This window comes from Lysobacter sp. DMC104 (assembly GCF_056313665.1).
The window spans coordinates 195,011-220,080 of the sequence record NZ_JBQUZW010000008.1; the positions used below are offsets into that span (position 1 = coordinate 195,011).

Below are 25,070 nucleotides of genomic sequence, written 5' to 3' on the forward strand. Positions count from 1 at the left end.
CCGACCGGATCGCACCGCGTCCTGCCTCCCGCACAACGGCGCTCCGGCCCGTCCATCGCCGCGTCCGCGGCCTCGCCAGGAGCCTCGCCATGTCGTCGTCTTCCCCGCTGTTTCCCGTCTTCGCCTCACGTCGCGCCGTTTTCGCCGCCGCGCTCGCCGTCGTCGCCGGCCTGTCGTCCACCGCCGCGCCGTCGGCCCGTGCGCAGGACCGGGTGGTCGGTCCGCCGCGCGGCAACCTGCCCATCGCCGTCGTCCCCGAGCGGATGCCGACGCTGGGCTGCTGCCACTGCCTCGGCGGCGAGAACAAGCTCGACCTGGGCACCATTCCCGGCAATCCCTGGCGGGTCAACGGACAGCCGGCCGTGGCGGTGCCGGCGCCGAACGCGGCCTGGGCGCCGGCCCCGAACGGCACCCGCTGGATTTCCGTCAACGCCGCGGCCGCCGGCGACACGAACGCGACCTACCACTACACGCTGCAGTTCCGCGTCCCGAAATGCACGATCCCGCAGAGCATCGTGCTGAAGGGGCTCGCGGCGGCCGGCGACAATTTCATCAAGGTCTCCCTCACCGGTCCGGTCGGCGCGGGGCCGGTGCAATGCACCAATACCGGTGGCTATTGCTTCACCACCGGCAACCAGCTCGTCAACTTCGCGACCTGGCCGGTCACGGTGGTGCCCGGGGTCTACACCCTGAACGTCGACGTCAACAATCTCGGTGGTCCCACCGGCATGTTCCTCAGCGCCGTGCTCGAAGGCCGCTGCACGAAGGAGCCGGTGAAGCCGGAGAAGGGTGCGCAGGAACCGTGAGTGCGCTGCGGCAGGGGCTTCAGCCCGTCCGCCGCAGCCCCAGCAGCACCAGCTTCGCGGACACCTTGTCCGCGAAGCCGGCTGGCGCGTCGTAGCCCATGCGCGCCAGCGCTTCGCGTTCGGCGTCGTTCTCGGCGGCACCGGCCATCAGCGCCTTCGTGATCGTCGCCAGCTTCGCGCCGCGGGTCGCGGTGTTGGCTTTCAGCCACAGCAACGCCTTCGCCAGACGCTGTTCGACCGGCGTGAAATCGCTGCCCAGCGGATAGTCGGGCAGGGTGCCGTCGGCGCGGAACGGCGCCAGCGCCGCGCTGAGGCGTTCGGGTGTGTTGCGGCCCGGCATGCGCAGGCGCAGCAGCGATTCGCCGAGCTTGCCGGCCGCGTTCGCCTTCGACAGCAAGTCGTGCTGGAAGCGGCTGTCGGCCACCGCCGCCATCGTCGCGATGCAATCCTCGTCGCAGGCGCCGCGCAGGTCGGCGATGCCGTATTCGGTGACGTACACGTCGCGCAGGTGGCGCGGGATCGTGGTGTGGCCGTAGTTCGAGACCACGCTGGAGATCGCCGGCATGCCCGGTTCCTCGCGCAGCGCGCGCAGCATCAGCACCGAGCGCGCGTCGTGCAGCGCGTGCGCCATCGCCACGAAGTTGTACTGCCCGCCCACGCCGGACACCACGCGGCCGTCGGCCAGGCCATCCGACACCGCAGCGCCCAGTACCGTCGCCATCATGCAGGTGTTGAAGAAGCGCGCCTCGCGGCGCTGCACGCGCTCCAGCGATTCGCGGCCGCCGTAGAGTTCGTTGACTTCGCCGACGCGGCGCATGCCGATGCCGCTGCGCGCGTCGTCGCCCAGCGTGCGCAGCCAGTCGTAGAACTCGTGCGAACCGAGGTAGAACGCGCCGTGCAGGAATTCGCCTTCGCGCGCGACGCGTGCGTGGTCGGCCTCGCTGGCGCTGCCGTCGGCGATGCGCCGCATCAGCGCTTCGTCGTCGACCACGCGACGGCGCAGCACGCCGGCCTGCACCAGCGCGCGGAAGCCTTCGTTGATCATCTCGCTGCAACCGTACAGGCCGATCTCGAACGGCCCCAGCCCGCCGCTGGCGACCACCGCCGGATGGCGTTCGATCTCCGGATCCAGCGCCTGCAGCACGCGGCGGTACGCGGCGTTGTCCGTGTGGCGCAGCACCAGCGCGTGGCACAGCGCGTCGGCCAGCGCGCCGATGCCGATCTGCAGCGTGCCGCCATCGCGCACCAGCGCGCTGGCGTAAAAGCCGATCGCGAATTCGGCGTCGGCCACCGGCTGGCGCGGCAGCGCGAACAGCTTCGGATGCGGCCCCGGCGGCGTCACCACCACGTCGAAGAAATCCGCGTCCACCGCGGCGCCGCTCTCGATCCACGGCAGCTCCGGATCGACCTCGGCGATCAGCAGCGGCCGCGCGCCGCCGCGCGCGGCGATGGCGTCCAGCACGTCGAAGGTGAGGTCGGTGTTCGACGACAGCGACAGCCGCGTGCCGTCGGCGTTCGCCGCGACCTTCTGCACGATGCAGTTCACGCCGCGCTCGGCGACGGTGCGCGCGACGTGGGTGTAGTTGAGGCTGGCGTAGCGGCGCTGCGCGTGGCGCGAGCGCAGCAGCGCGCCGGACTGCATGTAGAACTCCTCGATCTCCACGTGCGCCGGCAGTGCGTCGCGCTTCTCCGCCTGCACGTAGGCCAGGCGCGGGAAGTCGTCGCCGAAGTGGCGCGACAGGAACGGGGCGAGGAAGCGGCGTTGCAGGTCGCTGGTCGCCGTCGGCGTGTCCAGCGACAGCGCGGTGTAGAGATGGAACGGACGCGACGGCTCGCGCTCGATCCGCGCGTACAGCGCGTTGAGCAGGCGGTGCGGCTTGCCGATGCCCAGCGGCGCGGCGATGTGCAGCGGGCCGTCGAGGGTGGCGAGGAGGGTCTCGACGGCATCGTCGAGCGAGGTGAGGCGATGCGGGCGGGTCGGTTCGGTCATGCGCGCATGATCGCGGAGTTTGGCCGCGGGCGTCTTGTTCCGGCGCAATTCGGTGGCGCGTCCGGGCCGGGCAGGGCGGGGAGGGTCACGCATCTCCGGTGCCTCGTGGCGTCATCGAAGGCATATGCGCATCGAACCCATCCCCACCCAAACCCTCCCCTTGAAGGGGAGGGCTTCAAAGCACAACGGCCTTCTCCTGCCGCACCAAGGCACTTCAAGGCGCCCGGCATTTCTCCCTCCCCTTCAAGGGGAGGGCCGGGGTGGGGATGGAGTCGGCTCAGCTCCGCAAAGGGCCACGCCTCGAAGCCGGGTCGATCCGGCACTTGACATGATCGTTTACGGATGTAATCTGAATTTCGATTACGAGCGTAAACGAGTGCCGCGCACATGCAGATCAGCGAAGCCGAATCGGTGGTGATGGACGTCCTCTGGCAGCGCAGCCCGCTGGCCGCGGAAGAGGTGGTGGCCGCGCTCGCCTCGCGCCAGGACTGGCAGGAAGCGACGGTGAAGACGCTGCTCAACCGCTTGCTCAACAAGGGCGCGATCGAAGCCGACAAGGACGGCCGCCGCTACCTCTACCGCCCGCTGCTGCGGCGCGAGGACTGGGTGCTCGACGAAAGCGAGAGCCTGCTGGCGCGGCTGTTCGACGGTCGCGTCGCGCCGCTGGTGGCGCACTTCAGCCGGCATCGCAAGCTCAGCGCGGACGACGTGGCCGAACTGCGCCGGCTGGTGGCGTCGCTCGATGCGGACGACGGCGCCGACGACGACACCGCCACGGAGACGCGCGATGGACATCCCTGAGCTGGGCACGCCCGATCTGCTGGCGCTGCTGTGGCGCATGTCGCTGGTCGCGACCCTCGCGCTGGCCGCGCTGCTGGTGCTGCCGCGCTGGCTGCGCGCGCGCTTCGGCGCCGATGTCGGCTATGCCGCGTGGTGGCTGCTGCCGGTGTCGCTGGTCGCGCTGGCGCTGCCCGCACGCACGGTGCTGCCGACGCTGCCGACGACGCCCGCGCCCGCATTGCACACGCTCGTGCAGCCGGTACTGGCGGCGCCCGCGCAGGCCGCGGATCACTCGGCGTGGTGGTTGCTCGCCTGGCTGGCCGGCGCGCTGCTGACGGCGATGTGGCTGTGGCGCGCGCAGCGCCGGTTCGAGCGCGGTCTCGGCGCGCTGGCGCTCTGCGACGACGGCCTGTGGCGCGCGCAGGCGAATGCGGGCCTGCCGGCGCTGGTCGGCGCGCTGCGTCCGCGCATCGTGCTGCCCGACGATTTCGAGCATCGTTACGACGCCCACGAACGCGGACTGATGCTCGCGCACGAACGCCTGCACCGGCGGCGCGGCGACCATCTCGCCAACCTCGCCGCGGCCGCGTTCCGCTGCCTGTTCTGGTTCCACCCGCTGCTGCCGCTGGCCGCGGCCCGATTCCGCCACGACCAGGAGCTGGCCTGCGACAGCGCCGTGGTCGCGGCCCATCCCGATTCGCGACGCGCGTACGGCGAAGCGATGCTCAAGACCCTCATGGCCGACCGGCAGGCGCCGCTGGGCTGTCACTGGGGCGTCTCACATCCCCTGAAGGAGAGAGTCATGCATCTCGTCACCCCCCCGCCGCGCCCCCGGGTCCGGCGATTCGGCGCCGCGCTGGTCGCGACGCTGCTGTTCGGCGCCGGCTTCGCGGTCTGGTCGGCGCAGCCCGCGCGTGCCGTGTCCGGCATCACCGGCCAGGGCCGCGACTACCACATCGCGATGGAGCTCAAGACCGACGGCCTGCCGCCCGCGCATCTCGAAGCGGGCGGACGTTACGGCACGAAGTTCGATCTGAAGCACCGGAACGGCCGCGGCGGCGACTTCCGCATCGAAGGCCGCGTGCGCAAGGCCGGGCAGGACCGCTTCGACGTGGCGTTGGTGCTGAGCCGCAACGACGTCGTGGTCAGCCGTCCGCGGCTGATCGTCGCCCGCGACACGCCGGGCGTGGTGAAGGTGGGCGAGCAGAAGGCCGACGGCCGTTTCGACGGCATCGAACTGGCGATGCGCGTCGACGACACCCCGCCGCCGGCCCCGCCCGCGCCCCCGGCGCCGCCTTCGCCGCCTGCACCCCCGCCGCCGCCGGAAGCCTCGGGCGCGCCGGATGCACCGCCGCCGCCGGACCCGCCGACGCCGCCCGCAACGCTCGTGTCCCTTCCCGCGCTGCCCGCGCCGCCGAAGCCCGCGGCCTTTCCTGCGCCACCGGCACCTTCCACGGGTGCGCTGATTCCGCTGAAGTTCCTGCAATCCATGGAAAAGCCGAAGGCCGATGCGTGCTGAACGCGATGGTTGCGCGATCCGGTGATCACGGCATTCGCGTGATCGCCACGCGCGGACAAGCGACGCGGTCGGCGGAGATGGCCGGGATCCGCGGCCGCATCCAGTCGCGACGCGATGAGCGCCGCGCCCCGGCGGCCCCGCGCCGCCACGACCACGGCCCGCTGAAGATGTAGCCGCGTCGTGGCGACGCATCGATCGCCACGACGCGGATGGCTCCCCAGGAGAACGACGATGAACGTGCATGACGTCCTGATGCTGCTGTGGAAGGCGACGCTGGCGACCAGCGCCGCGTCGCTGCTGCTGCTCGTGCTGCCGCCGCTGCTGCGGCGCCGGTTCGGCGCGGGCGTGGCGTACGCGGCGTGGATCCTGCTCCCGGCGGCGCTGCTGGCCGTGTCGTTGCCCACCGTCTCGCGGCCGGCGCCCGACGCCGTGGCGCCGCCATCGGTCGTGCCGGCGGCGGCCTGGGCGCAGGTGACGGCCGTGCGCGAGGCCGTCGCGCAGGCCGTCGCGATGCCCGCGCACGTGGCGCCGCCGGCTTGGCCGTGGCGCCCCTGGCTCTTCGCGCTGTGGCTGTGCGGCGCACTCGCGTCCGTGGCCTGGCTGTGGCTTCGGCAGCGGCAGTTCGAGCGCAGCCTCGGTGCGCTGTCCCGCCTCGCGGACGGCCACTGGCGCGCGGACGGCCGCGTCGGCCTGCCGGCACTGGTCGGCGTGGCGCCGGCGCGCATCGTGCTGCCCGCGGACTTCGACACCCGCTACGACGCGCGCGAGCGCGCCCTGATGCTCGCCCACGAACACGCGCATCGCGCGCGCGGCGACCACTACGCCAATCTCTTCGCCGCGCTGCTGCGCTGCGTGTTCTGGTTCCACCCGTTGCTGTGGTGGGCGCTGTCGCGCTTCCGCCACGACCAGGAGCTGGCCTGCGACCAGGCGGTGATCCTGTCCCATCCGAATGCGCGACGCACGTACGGCGAAGCGATGCTCAAGACCCTCATGGCCGACCGGCAGGCGCCGCTGGGCTGTCACTGGGGGCTTTCACACCCGATGAAGGATCGACTCATGCAACTCAGACAAGACATCCCCCGTGCCGGCCTGCGTCGGCTCGGCGTGGCGCTGGTCGGCGCGCTGGCGCTGGGCACCGGCTTCTCCGTGTGGTCGGCACAGCCCGTGGCGATCACGTCCACGTCGTCTCCGGTCGCGGCGCCGGCCGCTGCCGATCCCGCCAACGACGGCCTCTACATCACGTTCCAGCTGGGCGGGATCATGGACGGCCACCCCGACCTGAGCCCGCAGGAGGTCAGTTGGCTCAAGCCCGGGCAGGCGCTGTCGTCCAGCCTCAACTGGGCGGAACAGGACCAGACCCGTACCACCGTCGCGATGACCTACGGCGTCGAACAGGACGCACAGGGGCGGATGACCGCCACCATCGCGCTGTCGCAGAAGGACAACGCAGCGCTCGGCACCAACGCATCGGCCGAGCATCCGAACCTCATCCGCATCCCGGTCACCCCGGGCCGGGTGTCGCGTTTCGAGCAGGTCGTCGGGCACGGCAGCACGCGGATCGCGTTCGAGGTCCATCGTGACGCCGGTCCGTGCCGGGGCCAGCCCGGCCGGCGCGATGTGCTGGCGATCGTGCAGGACGGCGCGTTCGACTGCATCCGGTCGGCGAATGCGGCCGCCGCGAGCGCGCCTTCGCCCGAAACCTACACGCCGCCGGCGGTCTATCCTGCCGCCGCGCTCAAGTCCGGCACCAACGGCAGCGTCACCGTGCGCTACAAGGTCGGTCGCGACGGCCGCGTGCTGGATGCGAACGTCGTGTCCGGCACCCCGGCCGGCGTGTTCGATGCCGAAGCGCTCAAGGCCGTGCGGCAGTGGCGGGTCCGGCCCGCCATGAAGGACGGCGTCGCGATCGAAGCCTGGCAGCAGACGCGGATGTCGTTCGAGGTGCCGAAGGATCGCTGATGCGGCCACCGCGGCGCGCGCCGTCACATGGCGCGCGTTGCGGACGGAGGCCCGCCGTCCTCAGCGCGACGGCGCCAGCGCGTCGTTGAGCAGGGTCGCGAGATGGTGCCCGGCGATGCGCAGTTGCTGCTCCGCCACCGGTCGCCACTGCGGCACGTAGGTCGCCGGCAGTTTCGCGCCCGGCGGATAGAAGCCATCGCGCAGCACGATCCGGCACGAGGCTTCGGCCCACGCCTGTGCATCGCCGACGCCCGTGGCGTCCTTCGGCAGCGGCAGATGCTGCACGGTCTCCAGCAGCGGGCGTTCGTCGATGCCGGCGAACAGCCCGCTGTCCCACAGCGAGTGCAGGTTGGTGCCGCGGCCGCCGACCTGCAGCTGGAACAGGTTGCCGCCGCGATCGCGCGTGGTGGCGTGCAGCGGCTGGTGCACGTCGCCGACGAAATGCACCAGGAACTTCAGCGCCCGCGCACGTGCCGCATCAGGCTGGCTGCGGTCGGCCAGCACGTCGCGCTGGCGGCGGATCGCCTCGATCACGCAATCGCCGTCCGGGCACTGCTTCGGCGGCACGTAGCCGCAATCCTCATCGGGCAGGTTGACGTAGTGCCAGTGCGAGGTGCGCTTGCCGATGCCCGGATCGTCCGCGGGCGGATGGTCGCGCAGGTCGTCGGCCCAGTTGGCGACGCCGGCGAGCGTGGGATCGGCTTCGCCATGCAGCAGCCGCGCGACTTCGGCGCGGGCGGCGGGCACGAGTTCGGGAGCGGCGAGCGCACCGACCATGCGGTGCCCGACGGCACCCCAGGCGAATGCGTTCGAGACAGGCAGTGCGGCGAGCGCGCCGCAGACGATCAGGCAACAAAAACGGGTCATGCGGAGGAGAGTAGCCGACATGACCCGCAAGGTGCAGACGTGTTGTTCGCGTCCTCGTCGACGCGACCATCGCCGGCCGTTGCGGCCGGCGACGGGTGTTGCATGAAGCGACTTGCTCGGGATGACTCGATCAGAACGACTCGATCAGGACGATTTGCTCAGAACTGGAAGACGTACGCGGCGCCGTAGACCAGCGGGTCGATGTTGACGGTGCCGAGGTTCGCGCCGTTCAGCTTGACGTCGGTGTCGATGTCGATCCAGCGGGCGTCGACGCGGATCGAACCCTTGTCGCTGACCTTGAAGTCGACGCCGGCGTGCGCGGCGAGGCCCCACGAGTTGTCGAGCTTCAGCTTGCTGCCGGCCAGCGCGCCGGTGGTGCTTTCGCTGAAGAAGTAGGTGTAGTTCAGGCCGGCGCCGATGAACGGCTTCACCTTGCCTTCGCCGAAGTGGTACTGCAGCGACACGACCGGCGGCAGGTGCTTGGTCGAGCCGACGTTGCCGAGGCCCTTGATGTCGATGTCGTGCTGGAACGGCAGCGCGGCCAGGACTTCGATGCCCAGGTTGTCGCGCACGAAGTATTCGGCGGTGACGGTCGGACGGACGTTGCTGCCGACTTCGACGTCGAGCGTGTTGCCGGCCAGGCTGCCGTTGTCGGACTTCGGGTTCACCTGGTGGGCGCCGACGCTGAAGGTCCACTCGCCGGCCTGCTGGGCGAAGGCCGGGGCGGCGAGGCCGCCGAAAGCGAGAGCGATGGCGAGCGGGGCGTAACGACGGATCATTGGATTTGCCTCCTTGGGCATTGAAGTTGGACTACCGCTTTGTTGGGCGGCAGTATCTGCGCGCTCTTCCGGGCGCCGTTTGAGGATGATCAATTTTTTAACGAATGACCAGACGGTACCGTGTGGTCCGGGATCGAAGTCCGGTTCCCGGGGTGCCGGCCCCTTCCCTCCGGCCCGGGGCGGCCCGACGGTCCAGTAGAATGGGCGGCTTCCCCGTCCCCACCCCTGCTCAGGAGCGATCCGCCCATGGCGATCAAGGTTGGCATCAATGGTTTCGGCCGCATCGGCCGCAATGTCCTGCGTTCCGCGGTCCAGAACTTCGGCGACGACATCGAGATCGTCGGCATCAACGACCTGCTGGAGCCGGAATACCTGGCCTACATGCTCCGCTACGACTCGGTGCACGGCCGCTTCAAGGGCGAGGTCTCGGTCGACGGCAACACCCTGATCGTCAACGGCAAGCGCATCCGCCTCACCCAGGAACGCGATCCGGCCAACCTCAAGTGGGACGAGGTCGGTGCCGAGGTCGTCATCGAATCCACCGGTCTGTTCCTCGACAAGGCCAGCGCCGAGAAGCATCTCGCCGCCGGCGCGAAGAAGGTCATCATGTCGGCCCCGTCGAAGGACGACACGCCGATGTTCGTCTACGGCGTGAACCACGCCACCTACGCCGGCCAGGCGATCATCTCCAACGCCTCGTGCACCACCAACTGCCTCGCGCCGATCGCCAAGGTGCTGGACGACAAGTGGGGCATCAAGCGCGGCCTGATGACCACCGTGCATGCCGCCACCGCCACCCAGAAGACCGTCGATGGCCCGTCCAACAAGGACTGGCGCGGCGGCCGCGGCATCCTCGAGAACATCATCCCGTCCAGCACCGGCGCCGCGAAGGCCGTGGGCGTGGTGCTGCCGCAGCTCAAGGGCAAGCTCACCGGCATGTCGTTCCGCGTGCCGACCTCCGACGTCTCGGTCGTCGACCTGACCTGCGAACTCGACAACAGCGCCACGTATGCCGAGATCTGCGCCGAAATGAAGGCCCAGTCCGAAGGCGCGCTCAAGGGCGTGCTCGGCTACACCGAGGACAAGGTCGTCGCCACCGACTTCCGCGGTGACACCCGCACCTCGATCTTCGACGCCGACGCCGGCATCGCCCTGGACGGCACCTTCGTCAAGATCGTGTCCTGGTACGACAACGAATGGGGCTACTCCACCAAGTGCCTCGACATGGTGAAGGTCGTCGCCGGCAAGTAAGCGCCGACGCACCACACCGCGACACCCGCGAAAGCGCCTCCGGGCGCTTTCGTGCTTTGGGGCGCCCGGCACGGCAAGCCTTCCTTGCAGGAGCGCCGGAAGGCGCGACCACCGACGCGGTAAGCGCTTCCTGTGGGAGCGACGGCAGTCGCGACAACCGAATCGGCAGACCTTCCCGTCACCCGCACCGGATCAAAGCTTCACCGTCATCCTCGCCTGCGCGAGGATGACGACCTTGTGCCTGCCGTCGCCGCCTCCCGGCAACCCCATCCCCACCCCGACCCTCCCCTTGAAGGGGAGGGAGCAAAGCGCCGCCGCCCTGTTTGTGGGAGCGGCGTAAGCCGCGACACCTGCCGCGGCAGCCTTCCTTGCAGGAGCGCCGGGAGGCGCGACCACCGACGCGGCAGACCTTCCCGTCACCCTCACCGGATCAATCCTTCACCGTCATCCTCGCGCAAGCGAGGACCCAAGCGTGATCGCACCGCAGAGCTGGGTCCTCGCCTGCGCGAGGATGACGACCTTGTGCTTGCCGCCTCCCGGCAACCCCATCCCCACCCCGACCCTCCCCTTGAAGGGGAGGGAGAAAAGCGCCGCCGTGCTGTTTGTGGGAGCGGCGTGAGCCGCGACACCCGCCGCGGCAGCCTTCCTTCGTAGGAGCGCCGGGAGGCGCGACCCGAACCGCGGCAACCCCACCCGCGGACACCGACGCCTACCCCTCCGCCGCCTCGCCGCCGCCCAACCCGCGCATCACCACGCGCTTGATCGTCAGCCCCTGCAGCAGGATCGAGAACACCACCACCGCATAGGTCAGCGCCAGCAGCAGCTCGCGCTGCGGACCCGCCGGCAGCGACAGCACCAGCGCCACCGAAATGCCGCCGCGCAGCCCGCCCCAGGTCAGCACCTTCCACGCGCCCGCCGGTAGCCGGAACAGCCGCGGCAACACCGCCACCGGCACGCCCACCGCCAGCAACCGCGCCAGCAGCGCGATCACGATCGCCATCGCCGCGGCGGCCAGCGTCTGCATGTCGAACGCGATCAGCACGATCTCCAGCCCCAGCAGCACGAACAGCACCGCGTTGAGGATCTCGTCCAGCAATTCCCAGAACAGGTCGACGTGATGCCGCGTCGTGTCCGACATCGCATACGCACGGCCCTGGTTGCCCACGATCAGCCCCGCGACCACCATCGCCAGCGGCCCGGACACGTGCCACAGGCTCGCCAACTCGTAGCCGCCCAGCACGCCGGCCAGCGTCAGCAGCACCTCGACCTGGTAGTTGTCGATGCTGCGCAGCAGGTAGAACAGCACCCCGCCCAGCGCCGCGCCCAGCAGCAGCCCGCCGCCAGCCTCGTGCAGCAACAGCATCGCGCCTTCGCCCACGCCCGGCGCCTCGCCGCGCGTCGCCATCGCCAGCAGCAGCGAGAACAGCACCACGCCCACGCCATCGTTGAACAGCGACTCGCCCGACACCACCAGGTTCACGCTGCGCGGCGCGCCCGCGGACTTCAGGATGCCGATCACCGCGATCGGATCGGTCGGCGAGATCAGCGCACCGAACACCAGGCAGTAACCCAGCGAGAGCGACAGACCCACCATCGGCAGCAGCACGTACAGCCCGAAGCCCACGATCGCCGTCGACAATGCCGTGCCCGCCACCGCCAGCAACCCCACCTGCCAGCGATACGCCCGCAACTCGCTCAGGTCGATATGCAGCGCCCCCGCGAACAGCAGCAGCGACAGCATCCCCTCCATCAGCAACTGCGAGAAATCGATCGAACGCAGCATCGCCGCCTCGTAATCGCGCAGCGCCCCGAACCCCAGCCGATCCAGCGCGATCAAGCCCAGCGACAGCAACAGCGCCACCGCCATCACCCCGATCGTCGTCGGCAACCCCACGAACCGGTGGTTCACGTACGCGAACAGCGCCGTCAGCACCAGACACACCACCGCAATCTCGAACATCGACCATCCCCGCGCCCGACCGCAGGCGCCACCCCCGCATCGTACCCGCCCCCCCGACATCGCCACCGCCCGCGTGGCGGCATGTCCTTCCCTGTGGGAGCGGCGTGAGCCGCGACACCCGCCGCAGCAGCCCCCCTGTAGGAGCGCCGGGAGGCGCGACCCCAGGCGCGGCCGGCCTCTCTTGTGGGAGCGACGGCAGTCGCGACAACCGCCGCAGCAGGCCTCCACCCCATTCCCACGGGCCGCATCCACACACCGTCCTCTTCGCGAACGCGAGGACCCAAGCCTGATCGCCCCGCCGAGTTGGGTCCTCGCCTGCGCGAGGATGACGACCTTGTGCTCCGCCCGCCCCGGGCACACAAAAAATCTGACACCCCCTGACACCCCGCTCCCGGCCGGCCTTTGCCCCTCCAACCCCCACCGTTGCCCCGATTTGGTGCATCGCTGCCCCGCGAAGCGCCGACGTTGCCCCTTCGAGGGCCATCGATGCCGCTTTTTCCACCACCGCTCCCCCTCGAACGGACAACGTTCCCCGATCGCGACTCGACATCTGCCGTTTTTTTCGCCACGCCTGCCCCTCGGACCCGCAACCTCGGCCCTTGAAGTCGCACGCACGCCCCTTTTTGGTGCAACACCGACCCTTCCAGCGTCAACGCCGACGCTTTGACCGTCATCGATGCCGCTTTTTTCGCCATCGACGACCCTTCGAGCGCCGACGTCGACCCTTTCAGCGCCATCGCTGCCGCTTTTTTCGCCATCGATGACCCTTCGAGCGTCGGCGTTGACCCTTTCAGCGTCGTCACTGCCGCTTTTTTCGTCATCAATGACCCTTCGAGCGTCGACGTCGACCCTTTCAGCGTCATCGCTGCCGCTTTTTCGCCGTCAGAGGCTCTTCGAGTGGCAATGGCGCCCCTCGCTGGCGCTGCATCGCCCGCGCCTGCCTCCGAAGCCCCGCGTTGAAGCCCTCCCCTTCAAGGGGAGGGTTTGGGTGGGGATGGGGTGGGGCGCTGGGACCGGACAGGCCGGCCACTGCGTTCGTCGCGACTCCCGTCGCTCCCACAGGACAGGCATGCCTCGGCTTTGGTCGCGCCTCCCGGCGCTCCTACAGAGGGATCTGCCTCGACCGGGGTCGCGGCTCACGCCGCTCCCACAGGGAGCGACGGCAACGGCCAGGCGCCGCGCCCGCCTCCGAAGCCCCGCGTTGAAGCCCTCCCCTTCAAGGGGAGGGTTTGGGTGGGGATGGGGTGGGGCGCTGGGACCGGACAGGCCGGCCGCTGCATTCGTCGCGACTCCCGTCGCTCCCACAGCAGACGCCTGCCGGGTCGGTCGTCGCGCCTCCCTTCGCTCCTGCAAGAAAGGCTTGTCGCGACGACGCCCCGGCAGGCGCTTCCTGTGGGAGCGGCGTGAGCCGCGACAAGACTGCGGCAAGCCCTTCCTGTAGGAGCGCCGGGAGGCGCGACCCACACCACGGTAAACCCATCCCGTGGGAGCGACGGGAGTCGCGACGATCGCAGCCGCAGCCCCACCGACCTTGTACGAGCGACAACGGCGCATCGCACATCACACACGGTCATCCCGAACACCCGCGTAGCGGGTGGAGGGATCTGCTGTTCGCCATGCCCCGGACAAAACGGACACCCGGCGTCCGCATTCCTTAAGATGCCCGCAGCACCCAGGGGAGCCCGCATGGACGAGATCACGCGCGATGCCGTCGAGGCATTCATCGGCAAATGGAACGGCGTCGTCGCGTCCGAACTCTCCACCTCGCAGAGCTTCCTGATCGACCTCTGCCGCCTGCTCGGCGTCGATGCCCCGCACCCCACGCCCGAACAGGACTACATGTTCGAGCGGCCCATCACCTTCCTGCACGGCGACGGCAGCACCAGCGCCGGCCGCATCGATCTCTACCGCCGCGGCGCCTTCGTCCTCGAATCCAAGAAGCTGAAGGCGGCCACGCACACCCGCGGCTTCGACGAAGCGCTGCTGCGCGCCCGCACCCAGGCCGAGCAATACGCCCGCGCGCTCCCGGCCGAAGAAGGCCGGCCGCCGTTCGTGGTGGTGGTCGACGTCGGCAACCGCATCGAGCTGTATGCCGAGTTCTCGCGCAGCGGCGGCACCTACACGCCGTTCCCCGATCCGCGCAGCCACCGCATCGCGCTGGAAGACCTGCGCGACGACCGGCTCCGCGACCGCCTGCGCCAGGTCTGGGTCGATCCGCTGTCGCTCGATCCCGGCCGCGAATCCGCGCGCGTCACCCGCGCCATCGCCGAACAGCTCGCCGAACTGGCGAAAAGCCTCGAAGCCGCCGGCCACGGCGCCGAGGCCGTCGCCCAGTTCCTCATGCGCTGCCTGTTCACCATGTTCGCCGAGGACGTGCGTCTGCTGCCGCAGGACAGCTTCCGCGACCTGCTGCTGAAGTTCGCCGAGCAGCCCGACATCGCCATGCGCATGCTCGGCGAACTGTGGCGCGACATGGACCACGGCGGCTTCTCGCCGGCCATCGCCAGCGAGGTGCTGCGCTTCAACGGCAAGCTGTTCAAGCAGCCCGACACGCTGCCGCTGGACAAGCCGCAGCTCGCATTGCTGATCAAGGCCGCGAAGGCCGACTGGAAGCACGTCGAGCCGGCGATCTTCGGCACCCTGCTGGAACGCGCGCTCAGCCCGAAGGATCGCCACAAGCTGGGCGCGCACTACACGCCGCGTGCCTACGTCGAACGGCTGGTGCTGCCGACGGTGATCGAACCGCTGCGCGCGGAATGGAACGACGCCTACGGTGCCGCGATGGTGCTGGATGCCGAAGGCCATCACGACGAAGCGGTCGACACCCTGCGCCGTTTCCATCACCGGCTGTGCACGGTGCGCGTGCTCGACCCGGCCTGCGGCAGCGGCAACTTCCTCTACGTCACGCTGGAGCACCTCAAGCGCCTCGAAGGTGAAGTGCTGAACGCGCTGGACGAACTGGGCGACCGCCAGACCGGCCTCGCGCTGGGCGGCGAGCGCGCCGACGCAGCCGCGGGCGAGACCGTCGACCCGCACAACCTGCTGGGCATCGAACTCAATCCCCGCGCCGCCGCCATCGCCGAGGTGGTGCTGTGGATCGGCTACCTGCAATGGCACTTCCGCACCCGCGGCGACGTGAACCCGCCGATCCCGGTGATCCGCGATTTCCGCAACATCGAATGCCGCGACGCGGTGCTGGCGTATGACGGTGATCCGCAACTGGTGCTCGACGAACACGGTGTGCCGGTGACGCGCTGGGACGGCGAGACGATGAAAGTCTCGCCCGTCACCGGCGAGGAGATTCCCGACGACACCGCGCGCAAGCCGGTGCTGCGCTACGTCAATCCGCGCAAGGCCGCATGGCCGGAGGCGGATTTCGTGGTGGGGAATCCGCCGTTCATTGGCAACAAGCGGATGCGCACTGCATTGGGTGATGGCTATGTCGAAGCCTTGCGCGAGGCGTGGCCCGATGTGCCCGAATCGGCCGATGTGGTCATGTACTGGTGGCATCACGCCGCGCAGCTGACACGCCGCGGTGCGCTGGAACGCTTCGGCCTGATCACGACGAACTCGATCCGGCAGGCGTTCAATCGCCGCGTGATCGAGGCGGCGATGGCGCCGCCAGCGAAGCCGGCATCGTCCGCGAAAGCCGCCGCCGTGCTCCCCTCTCCCCCCGGGAAAGGGGCCGGGGGAGAGGGTTCGGCCGCGCATCGGACGTCGACGGCCGACGCACCCTCATCCGGCGCTCCGCGCCACCTTCTCCCGGGGGGAGAAGGGAAAGAGCAGGCGCTGTCGCTGGTGTTCGCGATTCCGGACCACCCGTGGGTGGATGTCGCCGACGGTGCCGCGGTGCGGATCGCGATGACGGTGGGTGTTGCAGGCTTGGCTGAGGGTGTCGTGATGCGCATCTTCGACGAAATCGAGGTGGCTGGCGCAGAGGTCAAGGTTGATCTTCGCGGAAAAAGCGGGCGAATAAATTCGAATCTTACGGTTGGTGTCAGCGTTACAAAGGCAGTAAGGCTTGCTTCCAACAGGGGGTTGGCTTGTCCAGGGGTTCAGCTTTCTGGGCAGGGGTTTGTTCTTTCGCGCGGCGATCTCGCGAGTTTTTCTGATGGCGCAATAAAAGAACTGGTTCGCCCTTATATAACGGGAAGGGATTTGACTCAAAAAAGCCGTGAGCAATACGTAATAGATACTTTTGGTTTTGATGAGGATCGTCTTCGATTTGAATTTCCGGATGTTTATCAGCATCTGCTTTTGCATGTGCTTCCGGATCGTTTGGGGGTGTCTACGGCGAGTAAGGATGTTGCGGACTACGCGAGGACTTGGTGGCTTCATTCAAAGCCTAGGCCGAAATTCCGTCCTGCTTTAGAGGGATTGGGGCGATTCGTTGTTACGTCTCGTACTGCGCGCCACCGTTTTTTCATTTTTTGCCAGAAAGAAGTTTTACCTGAAACCAAGGTTCTAATATTTGCATTCGATGAAGCCGATAAACTTGCGGTTCTTAGTTCTGTGGTGCATTTGGTTTTTTCTCGTGAGTCCGGCGGGAATCATGGGGTTGGGAATGATCTGACATACAACCATACTGATTGCTTTGAAAAATTTCCTTTTCCAGTTGACTTCAATAGGTTGTCTGCGACAGCTTTTTTTGCTGAAAATCTCGACACCCACCGCAAACGCCAGCAAGCCGCCCATCCCGATTTGACCCTCACTGGCATGTACAACGTGCTGGAGAAGCTGCGCAGCGGCGAGCCGCTGACGGCGAAGGAGCGGGTGATCCACGAGCAGGGGCTCGTGTCGGTGCTGCGCCAGATCCACGACGAACTCGACGCCGCCGTGCTCGACGCCTACGGCTGGTCCGACCTGCTGCCGCTGCTGCGCGTGGCCCACGGCAACGACGCAGCCGCCGAAGGCCAGACCCGCGACGAGGCGAAGCGCGCCTTCGACGAGGCCGTGCTGGAACGCCTCGTCGCGCTCAACGCCGAACGCGCCGCCGAGGAAGCGCGCGGCCTGGTGCGCTGGCTGCGCCCCGAGTTCCAGAATCCGCAATCGACGCCGCGGCAGGCGGAAATCGAAACCGTCGACGACGTGCCCGATGCCGACGACACGCCCGTCGTCGCCACGCCCGCCGCGAAACCGCAGCCGTGGCCGAAGGACGCCGTCGCCCAGGTGCGCGCCGTCGCCGACGTGCTGTCCGCCGGCACCGCGCCGCTGTCCATCGACGACATCGCCGCCCGCTTCACCGCCCGCGGCCCGTGGAAGAAGCGTCTCCCGCAACTGCTGGACATGCTGGCCGCGATGGGCCGCGCGCGCGAAGTCGACGGTCGCTACGTCGCGCAGCAGTGACGAAAGGCGACAGGCCACGCCATCGACCCGACACCCTCACGACCCCGAAGCCGGGTGCAAAACCCCCAGCCCACGAAGTCACGCATCCCCCCATGCCCCGCCTCGCCCTCATCTCCGACACCCACGGCCTGCTGCGTCCCGAAGTCCTCGACTTCGCGCGCGGCAGTGCGCGCATCGTGCATGTGGGCGACGTCGGTGATCCCGCGATCCTCGATGCCTTGTCCGCGCTCGCGCCGTTGACGGTGGTGCGGGGCAACAACGATCGCGGGCCGTGGGCGGAGGCGCTGGCGGACACCGGGACGTTCGCGGTCGAGGGCGTCGTGATCCACGTGCTGCACGATCTCGCCACGCTCGATCTCGATCCCGCGGCGGCGGGCATCGGCGTCGTGGTGTCCGGGCATTCGCACACGCCGCGCATCGAGCGCCGCGACGGTGTGCTGTACGTGAACCCGGGCAGCGTCGGGCCGCGCCGCTTCAGCCTGCCGATCGCGGCCGCGGGACTGGTGATCGAAGGCAGCGAGGCGCACGCACGCATCGTCGAGTTCGCGCGCTGACGGGCGTCGGCAATCCCTGTTTCCTGCAATGGACGGCTGGGCAAGCCGCTCACGCCATCCGCGCGATGCGTCCCGGTGTTTCGATCGAGGGTGCTTCCTGCGCCTGGCCCATCGTCTGCGCCTGCTGCTGCGCCAGCGCGTCGACGCGCTGCAACGATTGCTCGACCGGGCGTTCGACGGCCTGCGCCACGTCGGTGACGGCGCGGCGTGCGGCCGGGTCGGCGGGATCCTGGCCCTGCACGACGAACAGCAGCGTGCCCGCAGCGATGCGCGTGCCGTCGGGCTGCGGCTTGCCGGTGTCGTTGATGGCGACGCGGTCGGCCGACACGAGCCCCGCGGCCTTGGCATCGTGGAAGGCGCTCATCGCCAGCCGCTCGCTGGTCGCATCGAAGCCGCGGCCGCGGTCGGCGTCGATGCCGGCCACGCCGCGTTCGATCTGTGCGTAGAGGCGATGATCGGCATGACCCGGATCGCGCGGATCGTGCAGTTGCGTCGCCGAGGGCGCTGCCGTATCGGTTTGCGCATGTCCGGGTGCGCGTTCTGTCGTCTGCGGGGAGACGGGCGCCTGCGTGCGTACGCGCTCGATCTCTGCTGCCGTGGTTTCGGCGGCGATGACGTAGGTCCTGCCGTCCGCGTCGAGGCGCAGGCTGGCGATCGGGCTGTCGGCGCCGTAGCGGCCATCGGCTTGCGGCCTGATCTGCAATGCCGTCGTCGCGGGGTCGAGCGTGTTCGCTTTCCAGGTCGCGTCGACCGCCTTCGCGGCGGCGGTCACCTGGTCCGCGCCCGCATCGATGCCGGCATTGCGGTAGGCGCCCGCGATGGTGTCGCGCAGGCGTGCGTCGGCATCCATCGGCGGCACCGGCGGGATCTCGCGGGGCGGCGGCAGCCGCGCTTCCAGCACGCTGCGGGTCGCTTCGAGTTCGTCGTGCAGGCGGCCGCTCGCGGTGCCGTCGACGAACATGCCGTCGTTGACCCAGCGCCCGTTCGCCTGGCGCTCGTAACGGGCGCCATCGGACGCCACCAGCGTGTCGATGTCGGTACGCGCGCTGCGCACGGCGTCCGGCAGCGGCCCGTGGGCGGCCCAGCCGTTGCGGATGTACGTGTCCTCGTAGCGGGCGGCGATCGACGCCCGGCTGTTCGCCGCGTTCTCGACCACGATGCCCGCGGCCTGCTGGTCGAGTCGCGCGGCGCGGTCGCCGTCGGCGATTTCCGTGCCGTGCGGTGTCATCCCGCGTTCGACGAACGGCCCGTAGACCTCGCGCTGCCATGTGCCTGTCGCGGGGTCGCGTTCCCAGTTGGATGGCCGGCTGCTGGGCGTGTCGTTCGCGTCCGCGGCCAGAGAGAAGGGATCGCGTGGTCGCGGCGGGCCGCCCAGCACCAATGCCACCGAGGTGCTGGTGGCCCGGTAGTTCAGCGCATTTTCCGTCGCCGGTGAGGCGCGCAGATCACCGCGTCGTGCGTTGTCGATGCCGTCCGCGCTGGCGTCGATCGGCGCCTGCCGCCGCCATCCGAGGTCGGGGTGTTCGGGATCGTAGTGCCAGCTGTCGCCGCGCGCGTCCTGCTGGTTGTAGATGCGGCGGTTGTCGGTCCATTCGGCGAACTTGTCGCCGCCGACGGCACCGGCGATGCCGCCGATCGCGCCGGTGACGAGCAGCCCGGGCCCGGTTTCCACGCCCAGCGCTGCACCGGTGGCCATGCCGATGCCCGCGCCGGCCCAGCCGCCGACGGAACGCGCCCCGAAGTGGACCAACTCCGATTCGGCCGCCGTGCGATTGCCCTCGCCGGACAGCCGATGCGCCGTGCGCAGCGACTCCGCGCCGTCGTACACCTCCAGCGCGATGCCGGCGATGCCGAGGGCGCGTCCGGCTTGCATGCGGGCAGGGTGCACGCGCGTGACGTGATCTACCTCGATCGCTTCGCGTGCCGTCCGGTCGACGCTTTCCGGGATACGATGCGCGCTCCGCTCCGCCAGGAGGTTTTCACGGGTCGCAGGATCGACCTTCGGGTTGTTCGGCAGATGTTCGGGCAAATCGCGATGCCAGGTCTGTTGCTCTTTCCAGCCATCGCGCAGGTCGCGCGTGAGGGCGGGCTCCTTCAGGCGCGCTTCGCGCGCCTCGTCGAGCACCGCGCCCGGCAGTCGAGTGTCCGTACGGCTGTCGTACAACGCTGTACCCTCGCGGTCGAAGATGCGGATGGGAGTTCCTGTCTCCCTGGCGACCTGGGTCAGGTTGTCCGGAAGGTCGCGATAGACCTGATCGCGAATGCCTTCCGGAACGTAGCGTCCGAAACCATTTCTTTCGAGAGAATTCGAAAAACGCTCATCGACACCAAGCTCACTTTCGAGTCGATGCGTCGCCATCGCCCGAATCTCGACCTCGTAGCCTTTGGCCTGCAGTTCCTTGACCAACGCCACAGCCTTGTCGCCGTCGGCCAGGGTGGTATCGAGAATGAGGTTCTTCCGGCCTTCAACCGCAGCGCTGCGGAGTTCCTTGGCCCACGCGCTGGCATCCGGATGCGTGTCGTCGGCCCAGGTGTAGGGGTGAGCACTGCGGAATGATTCGACTTTCGGATGAAAGTCCCGGAGCCTATCCGGGTCCACGGTCACCGCGTCTCCGCGGAGTTCCAATTCCGCGGATCTTGCGAGGCCGCCCTTGCCTGCTCCGGGTTGTCCGGAAAGAATGATGGCGCGCGGTCTCTCCTGGGATGTCGCGGTTGAGAACGCGCTCTCTTCCAGGATACGCTCTCGAAAGATGCGAGCATGTTCTTCCGGGCTCAGGACATCCTGTTCATTGCTCATCGGAAGGCATCCTTGTTTCTATGGAAGTATTCCCACAGCGCCTCGTCACTGAGCCAGACATGTCTCCAGGATGCGCGGGACATCAATCGTTCTTTGGATTCTGCCTTGGCAATGGCCTCCGCATCCCCCGTGGTTTGAGCGTCCTTCAATTCCTTTCTGGCCTCGGAAACAAAGCCGCTCAAGGCATCTTCCAGTGTCCAGACGGCACGCTCGAAGGGCGGAGTGGGGCTTTTCTTCTTCGTGACCTCAATGAGGTCATCCTGAAGAACCTGGATGTGCTCCGGATACTCCGCGAGCATCTCGCGCAGTCGTTGCGGGACGGGGGGCAGTGGCGATGACGGCATGGCAATCGTCCTTCGATCCTTCGCAGATGTACGCACCAATGGCGTTCGTGAATGGGCATGGCGAGGAAAGCCCGTTGACGCGCAGTATATTGTCTGACGTTCCATCGTGCCGGAACAAACACGCGTCCCATGTCGGTGTGGCCGTGGGCCATGTGGATGGACGCATTTCCCATCGCGTTTTCTCGCACGTGAACCACTCGCGCGGTGTCCCGCTGTCCTTGCCTGCCGTTGCGCGCGTGCATCCGATCCGACGAGACGTTCGGCGACCGATGCGATCAAGTCGAGACCTGCGGCCGCTCCGACCGTGTTGCTCCCGTCAGGCTGGACAAACCGCCGCCTGCGGGCGCACGCTTCGGCGGTGACGGAGGCAGGGCAGGGGGCTGCTGCGGCGGTATGTGCGGAGGCGATCGATCGCCTCGATGACGCGCAGGGTCCGGCCGCGACGACGGCCGTCCTTTCCTGCATCGCGTCCATGCAGGCGGCAGGGACGCCGGGTTCGCGGCCACGGGGCGCGCACCGGTCGGGTCCACTGCCTCGACATCGGCATCCACGGGAAGGACGCGACATGTTCATCGACATCATCAAGGGCGCGCAGTACGGGCTTCCGCTGCGGGCGCTGTTCGGCCGCACCGCCACGCTGCATCTGACATCGCACGATGACGCCGCGCGCGATGCGGTGCTGGCGCTGGTGCGTGCACTCGCGCGCGCCGCCGCGGACGCGCCGCAGCCGAGCGGGTTGGTCGCGGCGTTCTCGCCTGAGTTGTGGGGGCGCTGGGAGCATCGCGAGATTCCGGTGAGTCGGCGCGTGCTGGACGGTTCGCCGAAACTGCGCGATACGCATGGCGACGTGTTCCTGTACCTGAAGACGCCGGACATCGCGACCGCCGAGCGCATCTTCGATGCGGTGTGCGCGCAGATCGACGCGCTGGCCGAGCGCGTGGAGTACGTGTCCGTCGGCAAGCGCGAGGACGGTCGCGTGATCGGCGGCCGCTACCTGGACGGCATCACCAATCCGTCCGATCCGGTGAGCATGGCCGAGGACATCCTGATCGATGGGCCGTACCGCGGTGCGGCGTTCGGCTTCACCCAGCAGTTCCTGTTCGACTGGCAGGCGATCGCGGCGCTGGCGCCGGATGCCGAGGACGCGACGCTGGGCCGCAATCCTGCCGGCGCGGTGCTGCCGCAGGGGCCGAAGGATGCGCACATCCATCGCGCGCACCTGCTCGACGAGGACGGCGACAACCGCAAGCTGCTGCGGCAGGCGCTGCCTTTCGGCGAGCAGGCCGGGCATCCGGCGCGCGAACAGGGGCTGATGTTCGTCGCGTTCTGCAACGAGCAGGAACGCTTCGAGAAGATCCTCCACCGGCTGATGGGCGACATGCCCGATCGCCCGGTCGATCGGATGATGTCGCTGGTGCAGGGCGTGTCCGGCGGCTACTGGTACGTGCCCGCGGCCGCCGAGCTGGGCGTGCCCGCCGTCGACGACGACGCTGCGGTGCAGGAAGACCCGCACTGGCAGGTACGCAGCGCGAACGGCTACATGTTCTACAACTCGCAGGATTACCTGCACCAGATGGCGGACGGTCGCTATCGCCCGGGCGATCCGCCGAGCGAGCGCCTGCTGTCGCTGCTCAGTCGCGCGTTCTCGCACTGGAACGACGGCTGGCTGAAGCGCAAGCCGTTCCCGCGGCTGCCGCACCTGTCGACGCTGGTGACGTCCGACGAGCAACCGGTGCTGCAAGCTTCCGCGCAGCAGCGCAAGGGCCTGGCGAACAAGAAGACGCTGGCCGGGCTGCTGTCGTCGCCGCATTCGCCGTATGCCAAGCATGGCCAGCTGCTGCGCATCCATCCGAAGGAACTGCTGGTCGGCATCATCCCCGACTTCACGCTGGGACGCGGCAAGGAAGTGGTGCCGTACCTGAGCGAGGACGAATCCGTCTCCGCGTGGCTGAAGGGCGAACTCAACGAATGGTCGGCGATGGGCCACATCGTGCCGCACTACCAGCGGCTGGTGGAGCGTGGCCTGGGCGCGATGCTCGACGACGTGCGCGCGCACCTCGCGCAGCCGGGACTGACCGACGCGCAGCGCGATTTCTACCAGTCGACGGTGTGGTCGCTGGAAGGCGTGCAGGCGTATCTCGCGAACTGGGCGACGCTGGCCGATGCCGCCGCCGAGCGCGCCGGCGATGCCGCCGACGCCGCGAACATGCGCGAGGTCGCGCAGCGCCTGCGCCGCCTCGTCACCGACAAGCCCACCGACTTCCACGACGGCGTGCAGCTGATCTACTCGTTCCACTGCTGCCTGCATCTGTTGGGCGAACTCACGTCGCTGGGCCGGCTCGACCAGATCCTGTGGCCGTTGCTGCGCGACCATCCGATGGACACGGTTCGCGCGCAGGAGATCGTCGACTGCCTGTGGGTGAAGATCGGCGAGAACGCGTTCGTCAACCGCGCGAACATCACCGACTACGTCAACTACGGTACGACCGCCGTGTGCGGACTGGGCGGCAACTTCCCGCAGGGCGGCGGCATCAACCAGTGGGTGCAGCAGATCACCGTCGGCGGCTACGTCGCCAACGACGACGCGACGCCGACCGGCGGCGTCAATCCGGTCACGCTGCTGTGCCTGAAGTCCGCGCGCCGCATCCCGGTGAATGCGCCCACGCTGTCGCTGCGCGTCTACAAGGACATGCCGCAGGAGGTGCTGGACGCCGCGGCGGAATCGCTGCTCGCGGGCGGCGCGCATCCGATCCTCTACCAGGATGATCGTCTCTGCGAAGCGTTGCATCGCTCCGGCAAGGCGGTCAGCCTGCGCTGGGCGCGCGACTACGCGGCCGACGGCTGCTACGAACCGATGCTGGCCGGCGCCACCGAGTTCGCGTTCGCGAACGTCACGCCGCTGGCCGCGCTGGAGCAGGCGTTGAACCAGGGCGCAACGTACGGTTCGGCGGGACCGGTGTACCTGCGCGGCCTGAAGCAGACGTTCCGCTCGCCGCATGCCGCCACGCTGGACACGTTCGAGGCGCTGCAGAAGCAGTTCCTGCACCAGCTGGAATGGCTGGTGGTGCAGACCTACAACGTGCTGCTGGCCAACTACGGCAACCTCGGCAGCATCTGCCCGAGCCCGCTGCTGTCGACGGTGATCGACGGCTGCGTCGAATCCGGGCGTGATCTCACCGCCGCGGGCGCGCGCTTCCACATGCTCGCGCCGCTGTGCGTGGGCGTGTCGAACACCATCGACTCGCTGTACGCGATCAAGAAGCTGGTGTACGACCGCGAGACCGCCGTCGCCACGCTGCCGGAACTGCTGGACTGCCTGATCAACGACTGGGGCTACACGCTGATCGAGCCGTACCAGAACGAGTTGATGGGTCCGGCCGATGCCGCGGCGCGCACGCTGAAGTACCAGGAATGGCGGCAGACGGCGCTGGCATTGCCGAAGTGGGGCAGCGGCGATCCCGACGTCGATGCGCTGGGCAAGTGGCTGATGGATGCGCTGGTCGGGCTGTGCGTCGACGTGATCCGCCAGCCGCATCCGGCGCTGAAGGGCGTGCTTGCCGGCATCGCGCAGACCTACGGCGAGTTCGAGTTCGTGGTGACGCCGGGCATCGGCACGTTCGAGGGCTACGTCGGCGACGGCCTGTCGTTCGGCGCCAGCGCCGACGGCCGCCGCAACGGCATGCCGATCGCCTCCGATCTCTCGCCCGTGCCCGCGCCGCAGGACCTGCCGCCGGCGCCGGCGTTCCGCAACATCTACCAGTCGCTGCGCAGCTGGCGCGTGGATGCGATCGAGTACGGCCTGTCGAATGCGTCGCCGGTGGACATGAACATCACCGAAGGCTTCCCGCTGGACGATCTCAAGCGTTTCGTCCGCGCGTATGCCGAAGGCGAGACCGGCTCGAACCTGATCACGCTGACCTGCGCCGATCCCGCGACGTATGCCGCGGCCGGGCAGGATCCCGAGCGCTACAACCTGGTGCGCGTGCGCATGGGCGGCTGGACCGAGTTCTATTCGGTCATGTTCCCGATGCACCAGGAACAGCACCAGCGCCGGCAGTTCTTCACGCCGTAAACCGCCACGCCACGACGCGCGTCCCGATGCGGGCGCGCGTCCCATC

At 68.6% G+C, this 25,070-nt stretch carries 15 protein-coding genes; 9 read left to right on the plus strand and 6 right to left on the minus strand.

Annotated elements, in window-relative coordinates; genetic code table 11:
- The first annotated feature begins 89 nt into the window (after positions 1-89).
- A complete protein-coding gene (locus tag ACT53R_RS12195) occupies positions 90-806 on the plus strand; it encodes a hypothetical protein (protein WP_476172148.1) in 717 nt (238 codons plus the stop codon).
- 19 nt (positions 807-825) lie between these two features.
- Here the strand turns inward: ACT53R_RS12195 and ACT53R_RS12200 are convergent, their stop codons facing one another.
- Positions 826-2,796 carry an acetyl-CoA hydrolase/transferase C-terminal domain-containing protein gene (locus tag ACT53R_RS12200; RefSeq protein WP_476172149.1) on the minus strand — a complete coding sequence of 657 codons (1,971 nt, stop codon included), beginning with the start codon at positions 2,794-2,796 and terminating at the stop codon, positions 826-828.
- 387 nt (positions 2,797-3,183) lie between these two features.
- On the opposite strand from ACT53R_RS12200, the gene ACT53R_RS12205 reads away from it, so the two are divergent.
- The 3 genes from ACT53R_RS12205 (at position 3,184) to ACT53R_RS12215 (ending at position 7,054) form a co-directional block, all read left to right on the plus strand.
- Positions 3,184-3,597 carry a BlaI/MecI/CopY family transcriptional regulator gene (locus ACT53R_RS12205; RefSeq protein WP_476172150.1) on the plus strand — a complete coding sequence of 138 codons (414 nt, stop codon included), beginning with the start codon at positions 3,184-3,186 and terminating at the stop codon, positions 3,595-3,597.
- Positions 3,584-5,095 (plus strand): M56 family metallopeptidase, encoded by a 1,512-nt coding sequence (locus ACT53R_RS12210; RefSeq protein WP_476172151.1) that lies wholly within the window; start codon positions 3,584-3,586, stop codon positions 5,093-5,095. The genes ACT53R_RS12205 and ACT53R_RS12210 overlap by 14 nt, the downstream gene beginning before the upstream one ends.
- Before the next feature lie 231 nt (positions 5,096-5,326).
- Positions 5,327-7,054 carry a TonB family protein gene (locus ACT53R_RS12215; RefSeq protein WP_476172152.1) on the plus strand — a complete coding sequence of 576 codons (1,728 nt, stop codon included), beginning with the start codon at positions 5,327-5,329 and terminating at the stop codon, positions 7,052-7,054.
- A gap of 60 nt (positions 7,055-7,114) precedes the next feature.
- Here ACT53R_RS12215 and ACT53R_RS12220 read toward each other — a convergent pair whose 3' ends face one another.
- On the minus strand, positions 7,115-7,921 hold the full coding sequence (locus ACT53R_RS12220; protein WP_476172153.1) for a S1/P1 nuclease: 807 nt from the start codon (positions 7,919-7,921) through the stop codon (positions 7,115-7,117).
- A gap of 158 nt (positions 7,922-8,079) precedes the next feature.
- On the minus strand, positions 8,080-8,700 hold the full coding sequence (locus ACT53R_RS12225) for an OmpW/AlkL family protein (protein ID WP_476172154.1): 621 nt from the start codon (positions 8,698-8,700) through the stop codon (positions 8,080-8,082).
- A gap of 246 nt (positions 8,701-8,946) precedes the next feature.
- Between ACT53R_RS12225 and gap the strand changes: the two genes are divergently transcribed.
- Positions 8,947-9,951: a type I glyceraldehyde-3-phosphate dehydrogenase gene (gene gap, locus ACT53R_RS12230; RefSeq protein WP_476172155.1), complete on the plus strand. Its 1,005-nt coding sequence runs from the start codon at positions 8,947-8,949 to the stop codon at positions 9,949-9,951.
- Between the two features lie 709 nt (positions 9,952-10,660).
- On the opposite strand, the gene ACT53R_RS12235 is transcribed toward gap, so the two are convergent.
- Positions 10,661-11,911: a cation:proton antiporter gene (locus tag ACT53R_RS12235; RefSeq protein WP_476172156.1), complete on the minus strand. Its 1,251-nt coding sequence runs from the start codon at positions 11,909-11,911 to the stop codon at positions 10,661-10,663.
- Between the two features lie 663 nt (positions 11,912-12,574).
- On the opposite strand from ACT53R_RS12235, the gene ACT53R_RS12240 reads away from it, so the two are divergent.
- From ACT53R_RS12240 to ACT53R_RS12250, 3 genes are all read left to right on the plus strand, one after another.
- A complete protein-coding gene (locus ACT53R_RS12240; RefSeq protein ID WP_476172157.1) occupies positions 12,575-12,871 on the plus strand; it encodes a hypothetical protein in 297 nt (98 codons plus the stop codon).
- A 726-nt stretch (positions 12,872-13,597) separates the two neighbouring features.
- Positions 13,598-17,257 (plus strand): class I SAM-dependent DNA methyltransferase, encoded by a 3,660-nt coding sequence (locus ACT53R_RS12245; protein WP_476172158.1) that lies wholly within the window; start codon positions 13,598-13,600, stop codon positions 17,255-17,257.
- A gap of 92 nt (positions 17,258-17,349) precedes the next feature.
- A complete protein-coding gene (locus ACT53R_RS12250; RefSeq protein WP_476172159.1) occupies positions 17,350-17,811 on the plus strand; it encodes a metallophosphoesterase family protein in 462 nt (153 codons plus the stop codon).
- Positions 17,812-17,860: 49 nt separating this feature from the next.
- Here the strand turns inward: ACT53R_RS12250 and ACT53R_RS12255 are convergent, their stop codons facing one another.
- Both ACT53R_RS12255 and ACT53R_RS12260 read right to left on the minus strand, forming a co-directional pair.
- On the minus strand, positions 17,861-20,608 hold the full coding sequence (locus ACT53R_RS12255; protein ID WP_476172160.1) for a zeta toxin family protein: 2,748 nt from the start codon (positions 20,606-20,608) through the stop codon (positions 17,861-17,863).
- Positions 20,605-20,952: a hypothetical protein gene (locus ACT53R_RS12260; protein WP_476172161.1), complete on the minus strand. Its 348-nt coding sequence runs from the start codon at positions 20,950-20,952 to the stop codon at positions 20,605-20,607. The genes ACT53R_RS12255 and ACT53R_RS12260 overlap by 4 nt, the downstream gene beginning before the upstream one ends.
- Positions 20,953-21,517: 565 nt before the next feature.
- On the opposite strand from ACT53R_RS12260, the gene ACT53R_RS12265 reads away from it, so the two are divergent.
- A complete protein-coding gene (locus ACT53R_RS12265; RefSeq protein WP_476172162.1) occupies positions 21,518-25,024 on the plus strand; it encodes a Dyp-type peroxidase in 3,507 nt (1,168 codons plus the stop codon).
- Positions 25,025-25,070 lie beyond the last annotated feature (46 nt).

What these genes read in the sequence shown, in the direction of transcription:
- ACT53R_RS12245 (WP_476172158.1), top strand. Translation starts at nt 13,598, where the DNA reads ATGGACGAGATCACGCGCGATGCCGTCGAGGCATTCATCGGCAAATGG.
- ACT53R_RS12200 (WP_476172149.1), bottom strand. Translation starts at nt 2,796, where the DNA reads ATGACCGAACCGACCCGCCCGCATCGCCTCACCTCGCTCGACGATGCC.
- ACT53R_RS12210 (WP_476172151.1), top strand. Translation starts at nt 3,584, where the DNA reads ATGGACATCCCTGAGCTGGGCACGCCCGATCTGCTGGCGCTGCTGTGG.
- ACT53R_RS12215 (WP_476172152.1), top strand. Translation starts at nt 5,327, where the DNA reads ATGAACGTGCATGACGTCCTGATGCTGCTGTGGAAGGCGACGCTGGCG.
- ACT53R_RS12255 (WP_476172160.1), bottom strand. Translation starts at nt 20,608, where the DNA reads ATGAGCAATGAACAGGATGTCCTGAGCCCGGAAGAACATGCTCGCATC.
- ACT53R_RS12235 (WP_476172156.1), bottom strand. Translation starts at nt 11,911, where the DNA reads ATGTTCGAGATTGCGGTGGTGTGTCTGGTGCTGACGGCGCTGTTCGCG.
- gap (WP_476172155.1), top strand. Translation starts at nt 8,947, where the DNA reads ATGGCGATCAAGGTTGGCATCAATGGTTTCGGCCGCATCGGCCGCAAT.
- ACT53R_RS12205 (WP_476172150.1), top strand. Translation starts at nt 3,184, where the DNA reads ATGCAGATCAGCGAAGCCGAATCGGTGGTGATGGACGTCCTCTGGCAG.
- ACT53R_RS12265 (WP_476172162.1), top strand. Translation starts at nt 21,518, where the DNA reads ATGTTCATCGACATCATCAAGGGCGCGCAGTACGGGCTTCCGCTGCGG.
- ACT53R_RS12225 (WP_476172154.1), bottom strand. Translation starts at nt 8,700, where the DNA reads ATGATCCGTCGTTACGCCCCGCTCGCCATCGCTCTCGCTTTCGGCGGC.
- ACT53R_RS12250 (WP_476172159.1), top strand. Translation starts at nt 17,350, where the DNA reads ATGCCCCGCCTCGCCCTCATCTCCGACACCCACGGCCTGCTGCGTCCC.
- ACT53R_RS12260 (WP_476172161.1), bottom strand. Translation starts at nt 20,952, where the DNA reads ATGCCGTCATCGCCACTGCCCCCCGTCCCGCAACGACTGCGCGAGATG.
- ACT53R_RS12220 (WP_476172153.1), bottom strand. Translation starts at nt 7,921, where the DNA reads ATGACCCGTTTTTGTTGCCTGATCGTCTGCGGCGCGCTCGCCGCACTG.
- ACT53R_RS12195 (WP_476172148.1), top strand. Translation starts at nt 90, where the DNA reads ATGTCGTCGTCTTCCCCGCTGTTTCCCGTCTTCGCCTCACGTCGCGCC.